Raw genomic sequence first — 16410 nt, 5'->3', positions numbered from 1 at the left:
GCTCCGAACATCTGGGTCACGATTCTGTACACGGCTTGAGTGATTCCCGGGCCGGGTGCGTACCGGTGGGAGCAAGGAGTAACCCCAACCGCACCCAACGGCACGAGGATTCGGCGATGAGGTCCCTGGAACAGCATGTGGACGTCGGCGCGTACGCGCTCGGTGTCCTGGACGAAGCGGAAGCCTTCCGCTTCGAGGACCACCTCATGGAGTGTCCTCGGTGCGCGGCTCAGGTCACGGAATTCGGCCCGGCGACACGGCAGTTGATGCTGTACCGGCGCGCGACCCCGCGCTCGGTGCACCCCTTCGCCGGTCCCGGGCCCCGGCTCCTGGACAAGCTCCTCGACCAGGTCGCCGCCCGGCGCCGGGCGCTGCGCCGCCGGTTCCTGTACGGGCTGGCCGCGTCCATCGTCGTCGCGCTGACCGGGCCCGCGCTGATGATGACCGTCGGCGGCAAGGGCAGTCAGGAGGCCGTGGCGAGCAGCGAGGTGCGGATCGCCGCGACCGACCAGAGGTCCGGGGTGTGGGCGCAGGTGACGGCCGCCGACAAGACGTGGGGCGCGGACATCGAGCTCCAGGTCAAGGACGGGGCGGGGCCGCGCAACTGCCGGCTCGTCATCGTCGGCCGTGACGGCAGCGAGGAGACGGCGACCGGGTGGATGGTGCCGGACCACGACGCGCGGCCCAACACGATGCACGGGGGGACGGCGATGCACACGCGGGACGTCGCGTTCTACGACGTGCGCAGTGCCGACAACACGACGCTGCTGCGGATCCCGGCAGGGAAGTGAACGGCAGGGAAGTGAACGGCGGCGGCTACTTCAGGAGCCGGGACATCCTGCGGTCCGCGAGGGGCTTGCCGCCCGTCTGGCAGGTCGGGCAGTACTGGAGCGAGGAGTCGCTGAAGGAGACCTCGCGGATCGTGTCCCCGCACACCGGGCACGGCTCGCCGGTCCTGCCGTGCACGCGCAGGCCGCTCTTCTTCTCCGCCTTGAGCCGGCCCGCGGCCACGCCGTGGGAGCGCTCGACGGCGTCCCGCAGGGTGGTGCGCAGCGCCTCGTACAGCGCGTGCGTCTCCTGCGGTGTGAGCGAGGCCGCCCGTTTGAACGGGGACATGCGGGCCGCGTGCAGGATCTCGTCGCTGTAGGCGTTCCCGACGCCCGCGATGAGGCTCTGGTCGCGCAGCGCGCCCTTCAGCTGCCGCCGCTCCCCCGCGAGCAGCTCCGCGAGACGCGCCTCGTCGAAGGCGTCGGCGAGGGGGTCAGGGCCGAGCCTCGCGACGCCGGGTACGTCCTGGGGGTCCCCTACGACGTACACCGCGAGTTTCTTCTGCGTACCGGCCTCGGTGAGGTCGAACCCGGCGCCCGTCTCCAGGGCGACCCGCAGGGCGAGCGGGCCCTTTCCGGGGCGGGGCATGCCGTCGGGGAGGCGATCCTTCCAGTGCAGCCAGCCGGCGCGGGCGAGGTGGGTGACGAGGTGCGGGCCGCCGGCTGTCTCGACGTCCAGGAACTTCCCGTACCGCCGCACGGCGACGGCCTCGTGTCCCTCGACGGCGGTCACGGGCGGGTCGTACGTCTTCAGGACGCTGACCGCGACGGGCAGCACCCGGACGATCTCGTGACCGACCAGGTGCTCGGCGAGGAAGTCCTTGAGGGCTTCGACCTCGGGCAGCTCGGGCATGGGTCCAGGGTCTCAGGGTGGGTCAGGTAGGGCGAATTCGCACCATACGCACTTGCCGCCGCCCCGCGCCTCCACCCCCCACGCGTCCGCGAGCAGGTCCACCAGCAGCAGGCCCCGCCCCGTGACCCCCGCCTCCCCCGCTTCTCTGCGGCGCGGCAGCGCGCTGGACGTGTCCTCCACCTCGACCCGCAGCCGGCGGGACGGATCGGCCAGGACGACCCGCAGCGTGACGACGGCCGCGCCTTCCGTGTGCATCAGGGCGTTGGTGATCAGTTCGTCGGCCGTGAGTTCCACGTCGTCGGCGCGGGTGCGGGCGCCCCAGGCGTGGACGGCGGCGCGGATCATGTGGCGGGCCTGCACGAGGGCGTCGGGGTCGCCGGGGGCGACGTGCTGTTGCAGGCGGCCCCCCGCACGCGGCGTGTCGAGGCAGCGGCGGCGCAGCAGCAGGAGCGCCACGTCGTCGTCGCCGCCCCGGTCCTCCGCGACCTCGATGAGGCGGTCGGCGAGGGCGCGGACGTCGTCGGGGCCGTCGGCGACCAGGGCCGTGAGGAGGCGCATGCCGTCGTCGAGGTCGGCGCCGGGCTGTTCGACGAGGCCGTCGGTGCACAGCAGGAGCAGGTCGCCGGGGTCGAGTTCCAGCGTGCTGACGGGGTACGCGAGGCCCCCGAACTCCGCCGAGAGGCCGAGGGGGAGCCCGCCGGGGACGGTGAGGCGGCGGCAGGTGCCGTCGGCGGCGCGCAGCAGGGGGTCGATGTGGCCCGCGCGGACGGCCTGGACGACGCCGGTGGCGAGGTCGGCCTCGGCGTACAGGCAGGTCGCGAAGCGGTCGGTGTCGAGGTCGTGGAGGAAGAGGGAGGCGCGGGCCATAACGGTGGCCGGCGGGTGCCCTTCGGAGGCGTACGCCTTGAGGACGATGCGGAGCTGGCCCATCACCGCCGCCGCGTGCGTGTCGTGGCCCTGGACGTCACCGATGACCGCGCCGACCTTGCCCCCGGGCAGCGGGATCAGGTCGTACCAGTCGCCGCCGATGTCCCGGCCGAGGGAGCCGCCGATGGTCGCGGCCCGGTAGCGGACGGCGATCTCGGCGCCGGGGACGCTGGGGATGGTGCGCGGCAGCATGGCCTGCTGGAGGCCCTGCGCGATGTCCTTCTCCTGCTCGTAGAACATGGCGCGCTGGAGGCTCTGCGCGATGCTGGAGCCGAGCGCGACGAGGATGTTGCGCTCCTCGGGGGTGAAGCCGCGCCGGTCGCTGTAGAGCAGGCCCATCGCGCCGATCGGGCGGGCCTGCACGATCAGCGGGAGGTAGGCGGCGGAGGTGATCCGCAGGTCGGAGAGGTGCGGCCACAGGACGGGGTAGCCGGCCGCGAACTCCTGCGGCGACTCGATGAACCGCGGGGTGAGCGTGCGGACGACCTCGCTCATCGGGTACGGCTCGTCGATCCGGGTGACGAGCGTGCCGGGCACGAAGCTGCCCTCGGGGCCCTCCGCGACCAGCCGGATGCGGCCCGCCTCGACGAGGCCCATGACGAGGCTGGTGGCGCCCAGATGGGTGAGGCCCTGGGTGTCCTTGAGGACGTCGATGACGTCCTGCACGGTGCGCGCGTGCGCGAGCGCGGCCGTGGTGAGCTGGACGACGTTGGTCTGCTCGCGGCGCGCGTCGTCGCGGGCGGTCTCCTCCCAGCGGCGCGCGAGGTCGTCCAGTTCCTGGGTGGCGTCGCGGACGATGCCGACGATGCGGCGGGGGCGGCCGGTGTCGTCGCGGCTGATGTGGCCCTGCGTGTGGGTCCAGCACAGGGTGCCGTCGCGGCGCTGGAGCCGGAAGTAGCAGCCGTAGTTCTCGCTGCCGTCCTTGATCGCCTGCGCGACCAGCGCGTCCAGCCGCTCGCCCTCCGCCCTCGGCACGCGGACGCTCAGGGTCTCCGGGTTCCCGTCGTACTCGTCGGGCCGCAGGTCGAAGATCTCGTGAGCCCGCGCGTCCATGCGGAACCGCCCGGAGTCCAGGTCCCACTCGAAGCTGCCCATGCGGTTGAGCGCCAGGACCGGGTCCGGGCGCGCGGGCCAGTCGTCCGGCATGCGCCCACTGTGACAGGGTTCGGGGGGTTTCACGACCGGAGAGGTGGCCACCCAGAGGGGAGGTCCGGGATGGGGTCTTCCACCCCATCATGCTGACGCAAGCGGAGAAACAGCTCACCGAGAGTCACGACCATGGACTGGTTCACCTCCGACACCGCCTGGCTGAGCCGCCTCCTCTTCCAGCGTGCCCTCGCCGCCGTCTACCTGTGCGCGTTCCTCACCGCCGCCCTCCAGTTCCGCGCCCTGCTGGGGACACGCGGCCTGCTCCCCATCCCCCGCTTCACCGCCCGCGTCCCGTTCCGCGGCGCCCCGAGCCTCTTCCAGCTCCACTACTCGGACCGCTTCTTCGGGTCCTGCGCCTGGGCGGGCTGCGCGCTGTCGGCGGCCCTGCTGGCCGGTGTGGACGCGCTGCTGCCCCTGTGGGCCGCGATGTCGTTGTGGCTGCTCCCCTGGGTCCTGTACCTGTCGATCGTGAACGTCGGCCAGACCTGGTACGGCTTCGGCTGGGAGTCCCTGCTCCTGGAGACCGGGTTCCTCGCGGTGTTCCTCGGCAACGACGAGGTCGCCCCGCCCCTGCCGGTGCTGCTCCTGCTGCGCTGGCTGCTGCTGCGCGTCGAGTTCGGGGCGGGCCTGATCAAGCTGCGCGGGGACGCGTGCTGGCGGAAGCTGACGTGCCTGGACTTCCACCACGAGACCCAGCCGATGCCGGGCCCGCTCAGCTGGTTCTTCCACCATCTCCCGCGCCCGGTGCACCGCGTGGAGGCGGCGGCGAACCACGTCACCCAACTCGTGGTCCCGTTCCTCCTGTTCACCCCGCAGCCGGTGGCGACGGCGGCGGCCTCCCTGATGATCCTGACCCAGCTCTGGCTGGTCCTGTCGGGCAACTTCGCCTGGCTGAACTGGCTGACGATCACCCTGGCCCTGTCGGTGCTCGAACTCCCCTCCCAGCGCAGGGAGTTCCCCGAGACGCCCCTCTGGTACGAGGTCCTGGTGCTCGCCGTCGCCGCCCTGCTCCTGTTCCTGAGCCGCCACCCCGTCCGCAACATGCTCTCCCGCCGCCAGGTCATGAACCGCTCCTTCGACCCCCTGCACCTGGTCAACTCCTACGGCGCCTTCGGCAGCGTCAGCCGCACCCGGTACGAGGTGGTCATCGAGGGCACGCTCGACGAGGTCCCGCACGCCGAACACGGCTGGCGGGAATACGAGTTCAAGGGCAAGCCGGGCGACCCGACGCGCTGGCCACGCCAGTTCGCCCCCTACCATCTGCGCCTGGACTGGATGCTGTGGTTCGTCGGCCTGTCCCCCGCGTACGCGGGCACCTGGTTCACGGCCCTCGTCGAACGCCTCCTGGAGGGCGACCCGGTGACGCTGAGACTCCTGCGCCGGGCGCCCTTCGACGAGCCGCCCCGCCATATCCGCGCCCGCCTCTTCCGCTACCGGTATACGGACCGGCGGGAGTTGCGGCGGACCGGCGCCTGCTGGCACCGCACCTACGTCCGCGAGTTCCTCCCGCCGACCCGTCTGGACCGCACGGACCGCACGGACCGCACGGATCAGAGGCCGTAGACCCTGACGGCGTTCTCCTCGAAGATCGCCTCCCGGTCCCCGGGGTCGGTCAACTCCTCGGCCACCGCGAGGACTTGGGCATAGCTCGCGACCTCCGTGCACACCGGCCAGTCCGACCCGAACATCAGCCGGTCGGCCCCGAAGGACTCCAGCGCGATCTCGACGTACGGCCGCAGATCACCGGCACTCCACCCCGCACCGGCCTCGGTGACCAGGCCGGAGAGCTTGCCGACCGTGTTGGGGTGGTAGCCGAAGGCGCGGATGTCGCCCTCCCAGGGGCCGAGGCGGCCGGAGGCGACGGGGGGTTTGCCGAGGTGGTCGAGGACGAAGACCAGGTCGTCGTGCTCACCGACGGCCCTGACACAGGAGGGGAGTTGGTCCGGGAGCACCACCAGGTCGTAGACGAGTCCCGCCGCCGCGACCGCACGCAGGCCCCTCTTGACGTCGGGGCGCTGGAGCCACCCCGGGTCGGACTCGCCCTGGACCTGGTGCCGGATGCCCTTCAGGTGGGCGCCGCCCGGGAGTTCACGCAGCCGCGCGAGTTCCTCGGCGATGCCAGGGTGGGTGAGGTCGGTCCAGCCGACGACGCCCGCGACGAGGTCGTGCGCGTCGGCCAGCGCGAGGAACTCGGGGGTCTCCTCCGCGACGGTGACCGTCTGGACGAGGACCGTCCGGTCGACGCCCGCCGCCCGCGCCTCGGGGGCGAGGTCGGCGAGGGCGAAGTCCCGTCTGAGGGGGCTCAGTTCAGGGATCCAGTCCTGATCCCTGACCGAGAGGTCCCAGACGTGGTGGTGGGTGTCGACGACCGTCACGGCAGCTCCCAGACCACCGGCAGCCCCGCGTCCGCGCCCTCGTCCGAGTAGTCGTGGACGACGTCCAGCAGCTCCGCCATCCGCGCCTGCCACGCCACGTTGACCGGCAGCTTCTCCAGCTCGGCGAGCAGGCGCCCGTAGTCCTCGCACTCCAGGACGTGGAAGAGGTCGGTGCCGCTGCGCCAGATGGTCCAGGAGGACGCCCCGGCGGCACGGATGGCGTCCGTGAGTTCGGCGGGCACCTCCCGGTGCGCGGCCTCGTACTCCGTGATCCGGTCCGCCCGGACCGTGGTGTGCAGGGCGACCCTCACAGCCCGGCCTCCTTCCAGAAGTCGTCCGGCACCGAGGCCGTGAACTGCTCGGCCCCGTCGATGACTTCGGCCGCCGAACGCGCCCCGACGAGCACGCTCGCGACAGCCGGATGCGCGGCGCAGAACGCGAGCGCCGCGGCCCGCAGGGTGATCCCGTGCCGGTCGGCGACCGCCTTGAGGCGCAGCGCCTCGTCCAGCAACTCCTGTGGCGCTGCGGTGTAGTTGTAGGTGGCGCCGGGCTTCGGGTCCGCCAGCAGGCCGGAGTTGAAGGCGCCGCCGATCACCACCGAGACGCCCCGCTCCTCGGCGGCCGGGAGCAGGTCGGTGAGGGCGCTGCGGTCGAGGAGCGTGTAACGCCCCGCGCACAGCACGACGTCGACGTCCGTCTCCCGCACGAACCGGGTGAGCATCGCCGTCTGGTTCATGCCGGCGCCGATGGCTCCCACGACCCCCTCGGAGCGGAGCTTCTCCAGCGCCGGGTAGCCCTCGTCGAACGCCTGGCGGGCGTGGTCGTCGGGGTCGTGGAGGTAGACGACGTCCACGCGGTCGAGGCCGAGGCGTTCGAGGCTGGACTCCAGGCTGCGGCGTACGCCGTCGGCGCTGAAGTCCCAGACGCGGCGGTGGGAGTCGGGGACCGCGAAGCCGTCGGCGAGGTCGTCGCCCGTCACCGGGGAGGGCTCCAGGAGACGGCCGACCTTGGTCGAGATCGTGAACTCGGCGCGCGGGCGGTCCCGCAGAGCCGCGCCCAACCGCCGCTCCGAGAGGCCGAGTCCGTAGTGGGGGGCCGTGTCGAAGTAGCGGATTCCCTTGTCCCAGGCGGCGGTTGTCGCCTGGGTGGCCTGCTCGTCGGTGAGCGGGGTGAAGAGGTTGCCGATGCCGGCGGCGCCGAAGCCGAGCGCGGTGACCTCGATGCCGGTGCGGCCGAGGCGGTTCGTCCCGGGCCGGGCGGCGCCCGGCGGCCGGGGGACTCCCCCGCTCACTGCTTCACCGGCCGCAGCCGCAGCCCCTGCATGCCGCCGTCGACCGCGAGGGACGTGCCGGTCGTCGCGCCCGCGAGCGGGCTCGCCAAGTAGGCGATGGCGGCGGCGACTTCGGCCGCGCTGACCAGGCGCCCGGACGGCTGGCGGGCTTCGAGGGCGGCGCGTTCGGCGGCCGGGTCGTCGGCGGCGTCGAGGAGGCGGCCGACCCACGGGGTGTCCGCCGTACCGGGGTTGACGCAGTTGACGCGGATGCCCTCGCGGAGGTGGTCGGCGGCCATCGCGAGGGTCAGGGAGAGCACCGCGCCCTTCGTGGCGCCGTACAGGGCCCGTTGGGGCAGTCCGGCGGTCGCGGCGATCGAGCAGGTGTTGACGATCGCGGCGTGGCCGGAGGCGCGCAGGTGCGGGAGGGCGGCGCGGGTGGTGCGGACCATGCCGACGACGTTGACGTCGAAGACGCGGTGCCATTCGGTGTCGTCGTTGTCCTCGACGGTGCCCTGGGCGCCGATGCCCGCGTTGTTGATCAGGATGTCGAGGCCGCCGAGGCCGGTGACGGCGGCCTCGACGGCGGTGCGTACGGAGGCGTCGTCGCTGACGTCGGCGCGGTGGCCGAGCAGCGGTTTGTCGACGCCGGACGGGTCGAGGTCGAGCACGGCGACGCGTGCGCCGCGCTCCGCCAGCAGGTCGGCGGTGGCCCGGCCGATGCCGGAGGCGCCGCCCGTGACCAGTGCCGTGAGCCCCTCGAAGTCGTTCATGCCGCCTCGTTCTCCTTCAGGTCCGCGAGCCAGAAGGCACCGTCCGGGAACCGGTAGCGCGCGAGGGACTCCGGCCGCATGGCGGCGGAGAAGCCCGGCGTGGTCGGTGCCATGTAGTGACCTTCCCTGATGACCACCGGATCAAGGAAGTGGGCGTGCAGATGATCCACATACTCGATGACTCTGTCCTCGGTCGTCCCCGTGAGGGCCACAAAGTCGAACATCGAGAGGTGCTGGACGAGTTCGCACAGGCCGACGCCGCCCGCGTGCGGGCAGACGGGCACGCCGAACTTGGCGGCGAGCAGCAGGATGGCGAGGTTCTCGTTGACCCCGCCGACGCGGGCCGCGTCGAGCTGGAGGATGTCGAGGGAGCCGGCCTGGAGGAGCTGCTTGAAGACGATCCGGTTCTGGACGTGCTCGCCGGTGGCGACCTTCACGGGCGCGACACCGCGCCGTACGGCAGCGTGGCCGAGGATGTCGTCGGGGCTGGTGGGCTCCTCGATCCAGTACGGGTCGAAGGGGGCGAGCGCGTTGGTCCAGCGGATCGCCTCCTCGACGTCCCAGCGCTGGTTGGCGTCGACGGCGATGCGGATGCCGGGGCCGACCACGTCGCGGGCGACCCGGCAGCGGCGTACGTCGTCGTCGAGGTCGGCGCCGACCTTCAGCTTGATCTGTGTGAACCCGTCCGCGACGGCCTCGGCGGCGAGCCGCGCGAGCTTCTCGTCGCCGTACCCGAGCCACCCGGCGGACGTCGTGTACGCGGGATAGCCGCGCTCCAGGAGGGTCGTACGCCGCTCCTCGGCGCCCTCCTTGCCCCGGCGCAGGAGGTCGAGGGCCTCGGCGGGGGTGAGGGCGTCGGTGAGGTAGCGGAAGTCGATCTGGGTGACGAGCCACTCGGGGTCGGCGTCGGCGAGGAGCTGCCACAGGGGTTTGGCGGCGCGTTTGGCGGCGAGGTCCCAGACGGCGTTGACGACGGCGCCGATCGCCATGTGCATCACGCCCTTCTCGGGTCCCAGCCAGCGCAGCTGGCTGTCGCCGATCAGGGCGCGGCTGACGCTTCCGGGGTCCGCGCAGATCTCGGCGACGTCGCGGCCGACGACGTGCGCGCGCAGGGCGTCGATCGCGGCGACCTGGACCTCGTTGCCCCGGCCGATGGTGAACGTGAAGCCGTGCCCCTCGTGGCCGTCGGCGGCGTCCGTGCGCAGGACGACGTAGGCGGCGGAGTAGTCCGGGTCCGGGTTCATCGCGTCGGAGCCGTCCAGCTCCCGCGAGGTGGGGAAGCGGATGTCGTGGGTGTCGACGGCGGTGATGCGTAGGCTCACGGGACCCCTCTCGGTCGGATCAGCCCTGCATATTTATCAGACCAATTTCCCTCTCCAACACCCCTTGAAGCGGTTCGGTCCGGATTTTCTCACAGAGTGGTCCGACCACTTCGGTCGCTAGACTCCCCGCACGGCTTCAGGAGGACGACGGTGGACGACAGCACGGGGACCGCCCCGCGACAGGGCACGGTGACGCAGCGCGCCATCGAGCGGATCAAGGCGATGATCGCGGAAGGGCTCCTGGAGCCGGGCCAGCGGCTGCCGACCGAGCGGGACCTCGCCGCCCAGCTCGGCATGTCCCGCAGCTCGATGCGGGAGGCCATCCGGGCGCTCACCGTCCTCGGGGTCCTGGAGGCGCGGCACGGGTCCGGGATCTACGTCACCGCGCTGGACGCCGGGGACCTGCTGGAGACGTTCGGTGTCGTCGCCGACCTCTCGCGGGGGGCGCGGCTCGTGGAACTCCTCGAAGTGCGGCGGGTGCTGGAGTCGACGGCCACGGCGCTGGCGGCGGCGCGCATCACCGACGTCCAACTCGCCGAGGTCGCGGAGCACTTGGCGGCGATGAACGCGACCGACGACCCGGAAGTGATCCTCGCGCACGACCTCGCCTTCCACCGGGCCATCGCGGTCGCCGCCGGGAACGAGACGATGGCCGCGATCCTGGAGGGCCTGTCCTCGCGCACGTTCCGCGCCCGCGTGTGGCGCGGCTACGAGGAGGAGGGCGCCTTCGACCGGACCCGGCGCGAACACGCCGCGATCCACCGGGCGCTCACGGCGCGGGACCCGGAGGCGGCGCGGGCGGCTGCCGCCGCGCACGTCGGCGAGGTCGAGGAGTGGCTGCGGGCCCAGTTGAGCGCCTGAGGAAACGACCTCGGGGGAACGGGATTTGGCAGGCCGGTTTCCGAAAGCGGTCACGGTGGCCGGGAGAGGGCGTTCCGCTACACACGTCCCGGTGTACCCCTTTTTTCGACCTCCGCCATCCGTCGTATTCCCGCACTCCCGGTTCTCTGCTTAGCTGCATCTCGACAGTCGGCGGCCCGAGGGACGCCGTACGGAATTCGGGGGGTTGTCATCACATCCGGGGGTTCGGCTGTGCAAGCCAGCACGAGAACTGACAGACACTGACGCGGACTCGACCCGCGGACCGCCTGGGACCGGACCCACCGCCCCCTGGCGTAGCTGTTGAGGCGCACGTGCCCGCCTGCCCCCCCCGGCACGACATCCTGACGAACCGTCACCGATGCGGCCTCGTACGCCGCTTCGCCCGCCCCCGGCCCCGACGCCGCGTGTGCCGTCGGCCCGACCCGGGGCGGGACCGGTACCCGCAGCAGCAAGGAGGCTCCACCATGCCTGTCAACGACCCGCTCGACCTCGGCCACCTCCGGTCGGTGCTCGACGAGGCGGGCAACCCGTGGCGCATGGCCGTCACCAGCATGACCTCTCTCACCGAGGATGAGCGTGTGATCCGCCTCGGCGTCCCCGTCGAGGAGCACGAGATCGCCGCCATCGAGGGCGCCCGCCAGAGCGACCGCGCCGCCGCCATCTCCGCGACCGGCGACTCGGTCGGCGCCCCGTCCGCGTTCGACCTGCGCAACATCGGCGGCATCAACTACACGACGCCGGTCAAGGACCAGGGCTCGTGCGGCTCGTGCGTCGCCTTCGGCACCGTCGCGACCGTCGAGCACGTCACGCGGTACTCCAACCGCACCCCGTACCTCCCCGTGAATCTCTCCGAGGCGCAGGCGTTCTACTGCTACGGCCGCGCGGCCGGCGCCACCTGCAACACCGGATGGCTGCCGGAACCACTCGCCGACAAGGCGCGCGACTCGGGGCTGACCATCGAGGAGTACTTCCCGTACACCGCGGGCGACCAGGACTGCTCGAAGCTCAACGCGGACTGGCCCAACCGGCTCGTGAAGATCCGCGCCTGGCAGCAGGACAACAACCCGGCGGCGATGAAGGAGCACATCTCCACCTACGGCTCCGTCGTCGCCTGCTTCTTCGTCTACCAGGACTTCTTCTCCTACGCGGGCGGCGTCTACCGCCACAAGACCGGCGGACTGGCCGGCGGCCACTGCGTCACGCTCGTCGGCTACGACGACGCCCAGCAGTGCTGGATCGCCAAGAACAGCTGGGGTCCCGGCTGGGGCGAGCAGGGCTTCTTCCGCATCGGATACGGCGAGTGCGGCATCGAGTCCTGGCACAACGTGGGCGTTCTCGGCACCGTCATCCGCAACTGGCTGCCCGACCAGCGCATTCTCGCGCTGTGGAGCAACGAGGCCGACGCGAACGTGTGGGCGTACGGCGAACTGCGCGGCTGGCTCAGCCTGAACGGCTCGGTCGGCGCCACCGACGCGTCGATGCTCGCGGAACTCGCCGCGTCCAAGGCGAACGGCGCGAAGGTCGGCCTCTACGAGAACAGCGGCACCGTCCAGCAGATCTACGCCTGGTGAGCCGGGCGCGACAGGAAACGGAGGGAACGACGATGAGCCCGCAAGGACAGGACACGCAGGCGACGCCGCAGCAGCCCGTGACCCAGGAGGTCCGCTCCTCCGCCGCCCAGGACGAGGCCGGCCGGCCCGCCCTGTTCCCGCCCGGCGTCGACGTCGGCCAGGCCGGCGGAGCGTTCGCCGGGTCCGCCAAGCCTCTCACCGACGTCATGGTCCAGCGGTTCGAGCAGACTGCAGCCGGTGAGGCACGGCCGACGATCACGCCCGAACTCCATGGCGACCTCAGGGCGGCCGCGGCGGTCCAGGCGGCGACGACGATCACGGGCACCTGGACGCAGAACGTCATGGTGGACGCCCTGTGGTCCATCAACCAGACCCGCAACGCCTACTTCCACGTCAAGGGCGGCGGCTGGAAGAAGATCTACAACGCCACGGACTGGGCGTTCACGGCCCTGACGACCCTGGCGTCCCAGGCCCGCCAGACCAACCACGCGATCTCGTTCCGCGAGGAGTCGGACGGGATGGTCCACGAGATCTACCTCTGGTAGCGGCACAGAGCGAGAGGGAGGGGGCGGCGAGGGGGCGGCCGGTGAGGGCGGGGGCCGTGCGGTACGCGGTGCCCTTCACTCCACGGTGACCCGGAGCGCGTACTCCCCCTCGTTCTCCCCCTCCGCCTCCCACGAGCGCCGGTACACCAGCTCCAGCCGGCCCTCCCCCGCCTGCTCGGCGCGCAGCCTGAGGACGCGGGTCCCCCCGGCCCCGACCAGCTCGGCCCCGGCCGGCCCGGTCGGGGCCGGGGTGTGGTCGTCGCCGGTCACGTCGAGGCCGTCGATGCCGGTGATCTCCCAGCGGTAGCCGGTCGACGGGTTCTCGGGCAGTTCGACGACGACCACGTCACCGGCCCGCACCCGTACGACGGAGTCCCGCGCCGACACCCGCACCTCACCCACAGAGCCTCCCAGCTCAGACCGCCGACCTGTACAGCCGGAACTCCGCGACGCGGACCGCCGCGACCCGCGCCCCCGTCACGCGGACCCGCCACTGCCGGGCCCGCACGGGCGCGGACAGCCGCAGGACGCGGCTCGCCCCCATCGTCCCGGCCCGCGCGACCTGCGTCCACACGCCCCCGCGCAGCGCCTCCACGACGAACGCCTCGACCTGCTGCCCCTCGCGGATGTCCTCGGCGAGGCGGACCCGGTCGACGTCGGTGTCGGCGGGGAGTTCCACGGTGACCTGGTTCGGCCCGGACGTCGTACGGCCGTCCAGGGCCAGGTCGTAGGGGAGTTCACGGTCGACGCGCTCGCGGAACTCCCGCAGCCGGGTGACGTCGGACGCGTGGAGCAGCCCCTCCGTGTCCGGCGGGACGTTGAGGAGCAGGACCGCGCCCCGGCCCACCGAGCCGAACCAGATCTCCGCCAACTGGGCGACGGACTTGGGCTGTTGGTCCGCGTGGTAGAACCAGCCGTCGCGGATGGACACGTCGCACTCGGCGGGCCACCACTGGAGGAAGTCGGTGTTCGGGCGGGCCCGCACCAGCGCTCCCCTGCTGCCCTGGTCGGCGGTGTCGTAGGACAGGGCCCAGTCGGTGCGGCCGTACTGGTTCTCCTTGACGGGGATCGTGTTCCACTCGTTCTCGCGGGCGAGCCCCGCCTCGTTGCCGACCCAGCGGACGTCGGGGCCGGTGACCGCGATCGTCGCGTCCGGGGCCAGCTCGCGGACCAGGGCGTACCAGCTGTCCCAGTCGTAGCTCTCCACCTTGTCGGGCGGGATGCGGCCCTGCGCGCCGTCGAACCAGACCTCGTCGACGGGGCCGTACTCGGTGAGCACTTCGTAGAGGGTGTTGAGCATGTGGGCGCCGTAGTCGGTGGCGTCGAGCGTCCAGAAACGGGCGGGGGTGCGGTCGTCTGCGGCCGTGAGGGTCGGGATCGTGCGCGCGGTGCGGGCGCTGCCGTTGGCGTAGACGCCGTGGAGGTACTGGTTCTCGTCGGCGGGCGAGAGGTAGACGCCGGTCTTGAGGCCGTACCGCCGCATGGAGTCGGTGAAGGAGCGCAGGACGTCGCCCCGGCCGCTCTGCCAACTGCTGGACGCCACCGAGTGGTTGGTGTACCGGGTGGGGTAGAGCACGAAGCCGTCGTGGTGCTTGACGGTGAGGATGGCGAGCTTGAAGCCGCCGTCCCGCAGGGCTCTCGCCCACTGGTCGGTGTCGAGGCGGGTGGGCTGGAAGACGTCCGGGTCCTCGTCCCCCGTCCCCCACTCCAGGCCGGTGAACGTGTTCACCCCGAAGTGCAGGAACGCGGTCCGCTCCAGGCTCTGCCAGGCCAACTGCCGTGCGGTGGGCCGGAGTCGGGACGCCTTGCGGACGAGGTCGGCCTCGGTGTCGGTGGGGAGGACGGGGATGCGGGAGAGGTCGGCGCGGACAGGGGGTGCGCTTCCCGGCAGTGCGTTCGCCCCCGACGGCACCCCCGCCGCCACGGCCGCGACGGCCGACGCGACGAACACTCGGCGTGAGACAGGCATCGGCTCTCCTCAGCTCAACTGCCATACGGTGGGCGGGCGTTGGTCCGGCGGATACTGCGCGAGCCTCCCGTCGGGCGTCGCGCCCATCGCCATCCGGGTGATCGCGTTGACCAGCAGCCAGCCGCCGGGCACGGGCTGGACTTCCCAGCGCTGCACGGTACTTGTGGGATCGCAGGCCGCGCGGGTGGCCACCACGCCGGGCTGGAGCGGGGTGTTGAGGGTGAGCCTGCCGCCCCGGATGTCGAGGCAGCCGTCGGAGGCGCGGAGGGTGACGTACCCGTCGGCGGTGCGCGCGAGATCGTACGTCCCGTACGAGCGTCCGGCCGCGCTCAGCGTGTAGCGGCCGTTGGCGACCGGTACGCGCGTGAGGTCACGCCACCCCGGCGCGTGCCCAACTGTTGTGCCGCGTGCGGTGAATCGGGCGTACGTGGTGTCGGGGCGGGGGTCGCCCCAGGTGGTCTGCGCGATGTGGCGCAGGGCGGGCCAGAGGGCGGTGGCGACCTCGTTCTCGGTCTCGCCGCGTCCGTTGTCGGGCCACAGGCTGATCTTCGCGCCGACGATGCCGGTGCTGGAGGTGAGCTTCTCGCCCTCGAAGCTGCGCGGGTCCCAACTCTGGTCGTACAGACCGGCGGTGTCGGAGTGGAAGCCGCCCCGGATCAGGTAGAGGGCGTAGGCGGCGTTCAGCAACGGGTAGCCCTGGGCGATGAGTCGGCTCGGTTTCACGGCGACGTTCAGCCAGTGCTCGACCGTCGTGCCGGGGGCGACGGGGACGGTGTTCGCGCCGGTGAGGCCGTCGTTCCAGATGCGGAGCTTCTTTCCCTTGGTGGCCGCGTACGCCTGGACGCGGTTCACGAAGTCGACGAAGGCGTCCTGGGGCGTGGCGTTCGCGCCGTACTTCTGGCGGGCGTAGGCGAGGATCTGCGGGTACTTGGCGAAGTCGGAGCCGAGCATGTACTCGTCGGCGCCCATGTGCCAGGCGCGGGCGGGGAAGACCTCGGCGTACTCGTCGATCAGGCTCGTGTAGTAGGTGAACGCCGCCTGCTGGGTGACGTCGAGGCGGCTGGGCTGCTTGACGCCGCCGGAGTCGGTGAGCTGGAGGTCGGGGCGGTTCTCGATCCAGGGGTCCATGTGGCCCGGGGAGTTGATCTCCGGAACGATCTCGACGTGGTAGCGCTCACCGAGGGCGACCAGGCGGCGGATCTCGTCCTTGGAGTAGTAGCCCCAGGTGTTGGCCTCGGGGTGGGCGTCGCTCTTCACCTTGAGTTCCAGGAGGAGTTGGTTGAGCTTGTGGTAGCTCATCTCCCGGACGAGGTTCTCCAGCCAGGGCATCGAGACGTGGATGTAGCAGGCGCAGACGCCGACCCCGCGCTGCGGGTAGCGGGGCGTGTCGACGGTCCGCCCGCCCGGCAACCGGTCGCCCTGCGCGAGGAGTTGGAGGACCGTACGGGTGCCGTGGAAGGCGCCGGTCTCGGTGGCGCCGGTCACCGCGAGGGTCTCGCCCGACCGCAGCTCGTAGCCCTCGGCGCCGAGAGCCGTACGGGCCGGGTCGACGTCGATGACGACGTCCCCGGCGTGCGGGGTGGCGTCGGTGACCGGGACCGTGCCGTGTCCGGTGTCGCGCAGGTCGTCGGCGAGGACGGTGGCGACGCGGTGTTCGGCCGGGGTGCCGGCGATCAGGCGGGTGCCGGTGCCGTAGGTGTAACTCCCGGGCTCCGGCGTCCAGTCGGTGAGGGCCGGCACGGTGACCGGCGGCTGTGCGGCGGTCGACGCCGTCGCCGGGGGCGGCGCCGCGAAGAGGAGGAGGGCCGCGGTCGCGGCACCAAGGATCTGACGACAAGCCCGCATACCCCGCACACCCCGCATACAAGGCCCCCAGGTCATCGGATGTATCGAATGGTCGGTCCGCGGGAGTTGGCTGTCAATGGGGCAGGAGGTGACCGATTGATC

15 protein-coding genes are annotated in these 16410 nt (G+C 71.9%); 5 read left to right on the top strand and 10 right to left on the bottom strand.

The genetic code is table 11. The features are described 5' to 3' along the window. Positions 1–116: 116 nt before the first annotated feature. Entirely contained in the window at positions 117–791 is a 675-nt protein-coding gene (locus PV682_RS03540; RefSeq protein ID WP_319723858.1) for a zf-HC2 domain-containing protein, read from the top strand. 25 nt (positions 792–816) lie between these two features. Here PV682_RS03540 and PV682_RS03535 read toward each other — a convergent pair whose 3' ends face one another. After that, entirely contained in the window at positions 817–1680 is an 864-nt protein-coding gene (locus PV682_RS03535) for an Fpg/Nei family DNA glycosylase (protein WP_319723856.1), read from the bottom strand. A 12-nt stretch (positions 1681–1692) separates the two neighbouring features. Next, positions 1693–3753 carry a SpoIIE family protein phosphatase gene (locus PV682_RS03530; protein ID WP_319723854.1) on the bottom strand — a complete coding sequence of 687 codons (2061 nt, stop codon included), beginning with the start codon at positions 3751–3753 and terminating at the stop codon, positions 1693–1695. A gap of 132 nt (positions 3754–3885) precedes the next feature. On the opposite strand from PV682_RS03530, the gene PV682_RS03525 reads away from it, so the two are divergent. Beyond that, positions 3886–5319 (top strand): lipase maturation factor family protein, encoded by a 1434-nt coding sequence (locus PV682_RS03525; RefSeq protein WP_319723852.1) that lies wholly within the window; start codon positions 3886–3888, stop codon positions 5317–5319. Here PV682_RS03525 and PV682_RS03520 read toward each other — a convergent pair. From PV682_RS03520 to PV682_RS03500, 5 genes are read right to left on the bottom strand one after another with little or no spacing between them, the layout of a single operon-like run. After that, the gene (locus PV682_RS03520) at positions 5307–6131 is read right to left on the bottom strand and encodes an amidohydrolase family protein (RefSeq protein WP_319723850.1); all 825 of its coding nucleotides are present in this window, start codon (positions 6129–6131) and stop codon (positions 5307–5309) included. The genes PV682_RS03525 and PV682_RS03520 overlap by 13 nt on opposite strands. Beyond that, a complete protein-coding gene (locus PV682_RS03515; RefSeq protein ID WP_319723848.1) occupies positions 6128–6442 on the bottom strand; it encodes an L-rhamnose mutarotase in 315 nt (104 codons plus the stop codon). The genes PV682_RS03520 and PV682_RS03515 overlap by 4 nt, the downstream gene beginning before the upstream one ends. Further along, positions 6439–7422: an aldo/keto reductase gene (locus tag PV682_RS03510; RefSeq protein ID WP_319723846.1), complete on the bottom strand. Its 984-nt coding sequence runs from the start codon at positions 7420–7422 to the stop codon at positions 6439–6441. The genes PV682_RS03515 and PV682_RS03510 overlap by 4 nt, the downstream gene beginning before the upstream one ends. Continuing rightward, on the bottom strand, positions 7419–8174 hold the full coding sequence (locus tag PV682_RS03505) for an SDR family NAD(P)-dependent oxidoreductase (RefSeq protein ID WP_319723845.1): 756 nt from the start codon (positions 8172–8174) through the stop codon (positions 7419–7421). The genes PV682_RS03510 and PV682_RS03505 overlap by 4 nt, the downstream gene beginning before the upstream one ends. Further along, positions 8171–9496 (bottom strand): L-fuconate dehydratase, encoded by a 1326-nt coding sequence (locus tag PV682_RS03500; RefSeq protein ID WP_319723843.1) that lies wholly within the window; start codon positions 9494–9496, stop codon positions 8171–8173. The genes PV682_RS03505 and PV682_RS03500 overlap by 4 nt, the downstream gene beginning before the upstream one ends. A 150-nt stretch (positions 9497–9646) precedes the next feature. Here PV682_RS03500 and PV682_RS03495 point away from each other — a divergent pair, with 150 nt between their 5' ends. The 3 genes from PV682_RS03495 to PV682_RS03485 all read left to right on the top strand — a co-directional run bounded on the left by PV682_RS03495 (position 9647) and on the right by PV682_RS03485 (position 12494). After that, positions 9647–10357 (top strand): FadR/GntR family transcriptional regulator, encoded by a 711-nt coding sequence (locus PV682_RS03495; RefSeq protein WP_055722088.1) that lies wholly within the window; start codon positions 9647–9649, stop codon positions 10355–10357. A 485-nt stretch (positions 10358–10842) separates the two neighbouring features. After that, positions 10843–11949 carry a C1 family peptidase gene (locus PV682_RS03490; RefSeq protein WP_319723840.1) on the top strand — a complete coding sequence of 369 codons (1107 nt, stop codon included), beginning with the start codon at positions 10843–10845 and terminating at the stop codon, positions 11947–11949. Positions 11950–11981: 32 nt separating this feature from the next. Further along, positions 11982–12494: a hypothetical protein gene (locus tag PV682_RS03485; RefSeq protein WP_319723839.1), complete on the top strand. Its 513-nt coding sequence runs from the start codon at positions 11982–11984 to the stop codon at positions 12492–12494. Between the two features lie 75 nt (positions 12495–12569). Here the strand turns inward: PV682_RS03485 and PV682_RS03480 are convergent, their stop codons facing one another. From PV682_RS03480 to PV682_RS03470, 3 genes are read right to left on the bottom strand one after another with little or no spacing between them, the layout of a single operon-like run. Further along, positions 12570–12896, bottom strand: a complete 327-nt coding sequence (locus PV682_RS03480) for a protease inhibitor I42 family protein (RefSeq protein ID WP_319723837.1) — start codon at positions 12894–12896, stop codon at positions 12570–12572. A gap of 13 nt (positions 12897–12909) precedes the next feature. Beyond that, positions 12910–14463: an alpha-L-fucosidase gene (locus PV682_RS03475; protein ID WP_319723835.1), complete on the bottom strand. Its 1554-nt coding sequence runs from the start codon at positions 14461–14463 to the stop codon at positions 12910–12912. Positions 14464–14472: 9 nt separating this feature from the next. Continuing rightward, entirely contained in the window at positions 14473–16308 is a 1836-nt protein-coding gene (locus PV682_RS03470; RefSeq protein WP_319723833.1) for a beta-N-acetylhexosaminidase, read from the bottom strand. Positions 16309–16410 lie beyond the last annotated feature (102 nt).

It is taken from the genome of Streptomyces niveiscabiei, from assembly GCF_033794345.1.
In the GTDB taxonomy this organism is placed as follows: Bacteria; Actinomycetota; Actinomycetes; order Streptomycetales; family Streptomycetaceae; genus Streptomyces; species Streptomyces niveiscabiei.
The sequence above is the reverse complement of the archived record's forward strand: the minus strand, read 5'-3'. Positions and strand labels throughout refer to the sequence as shown.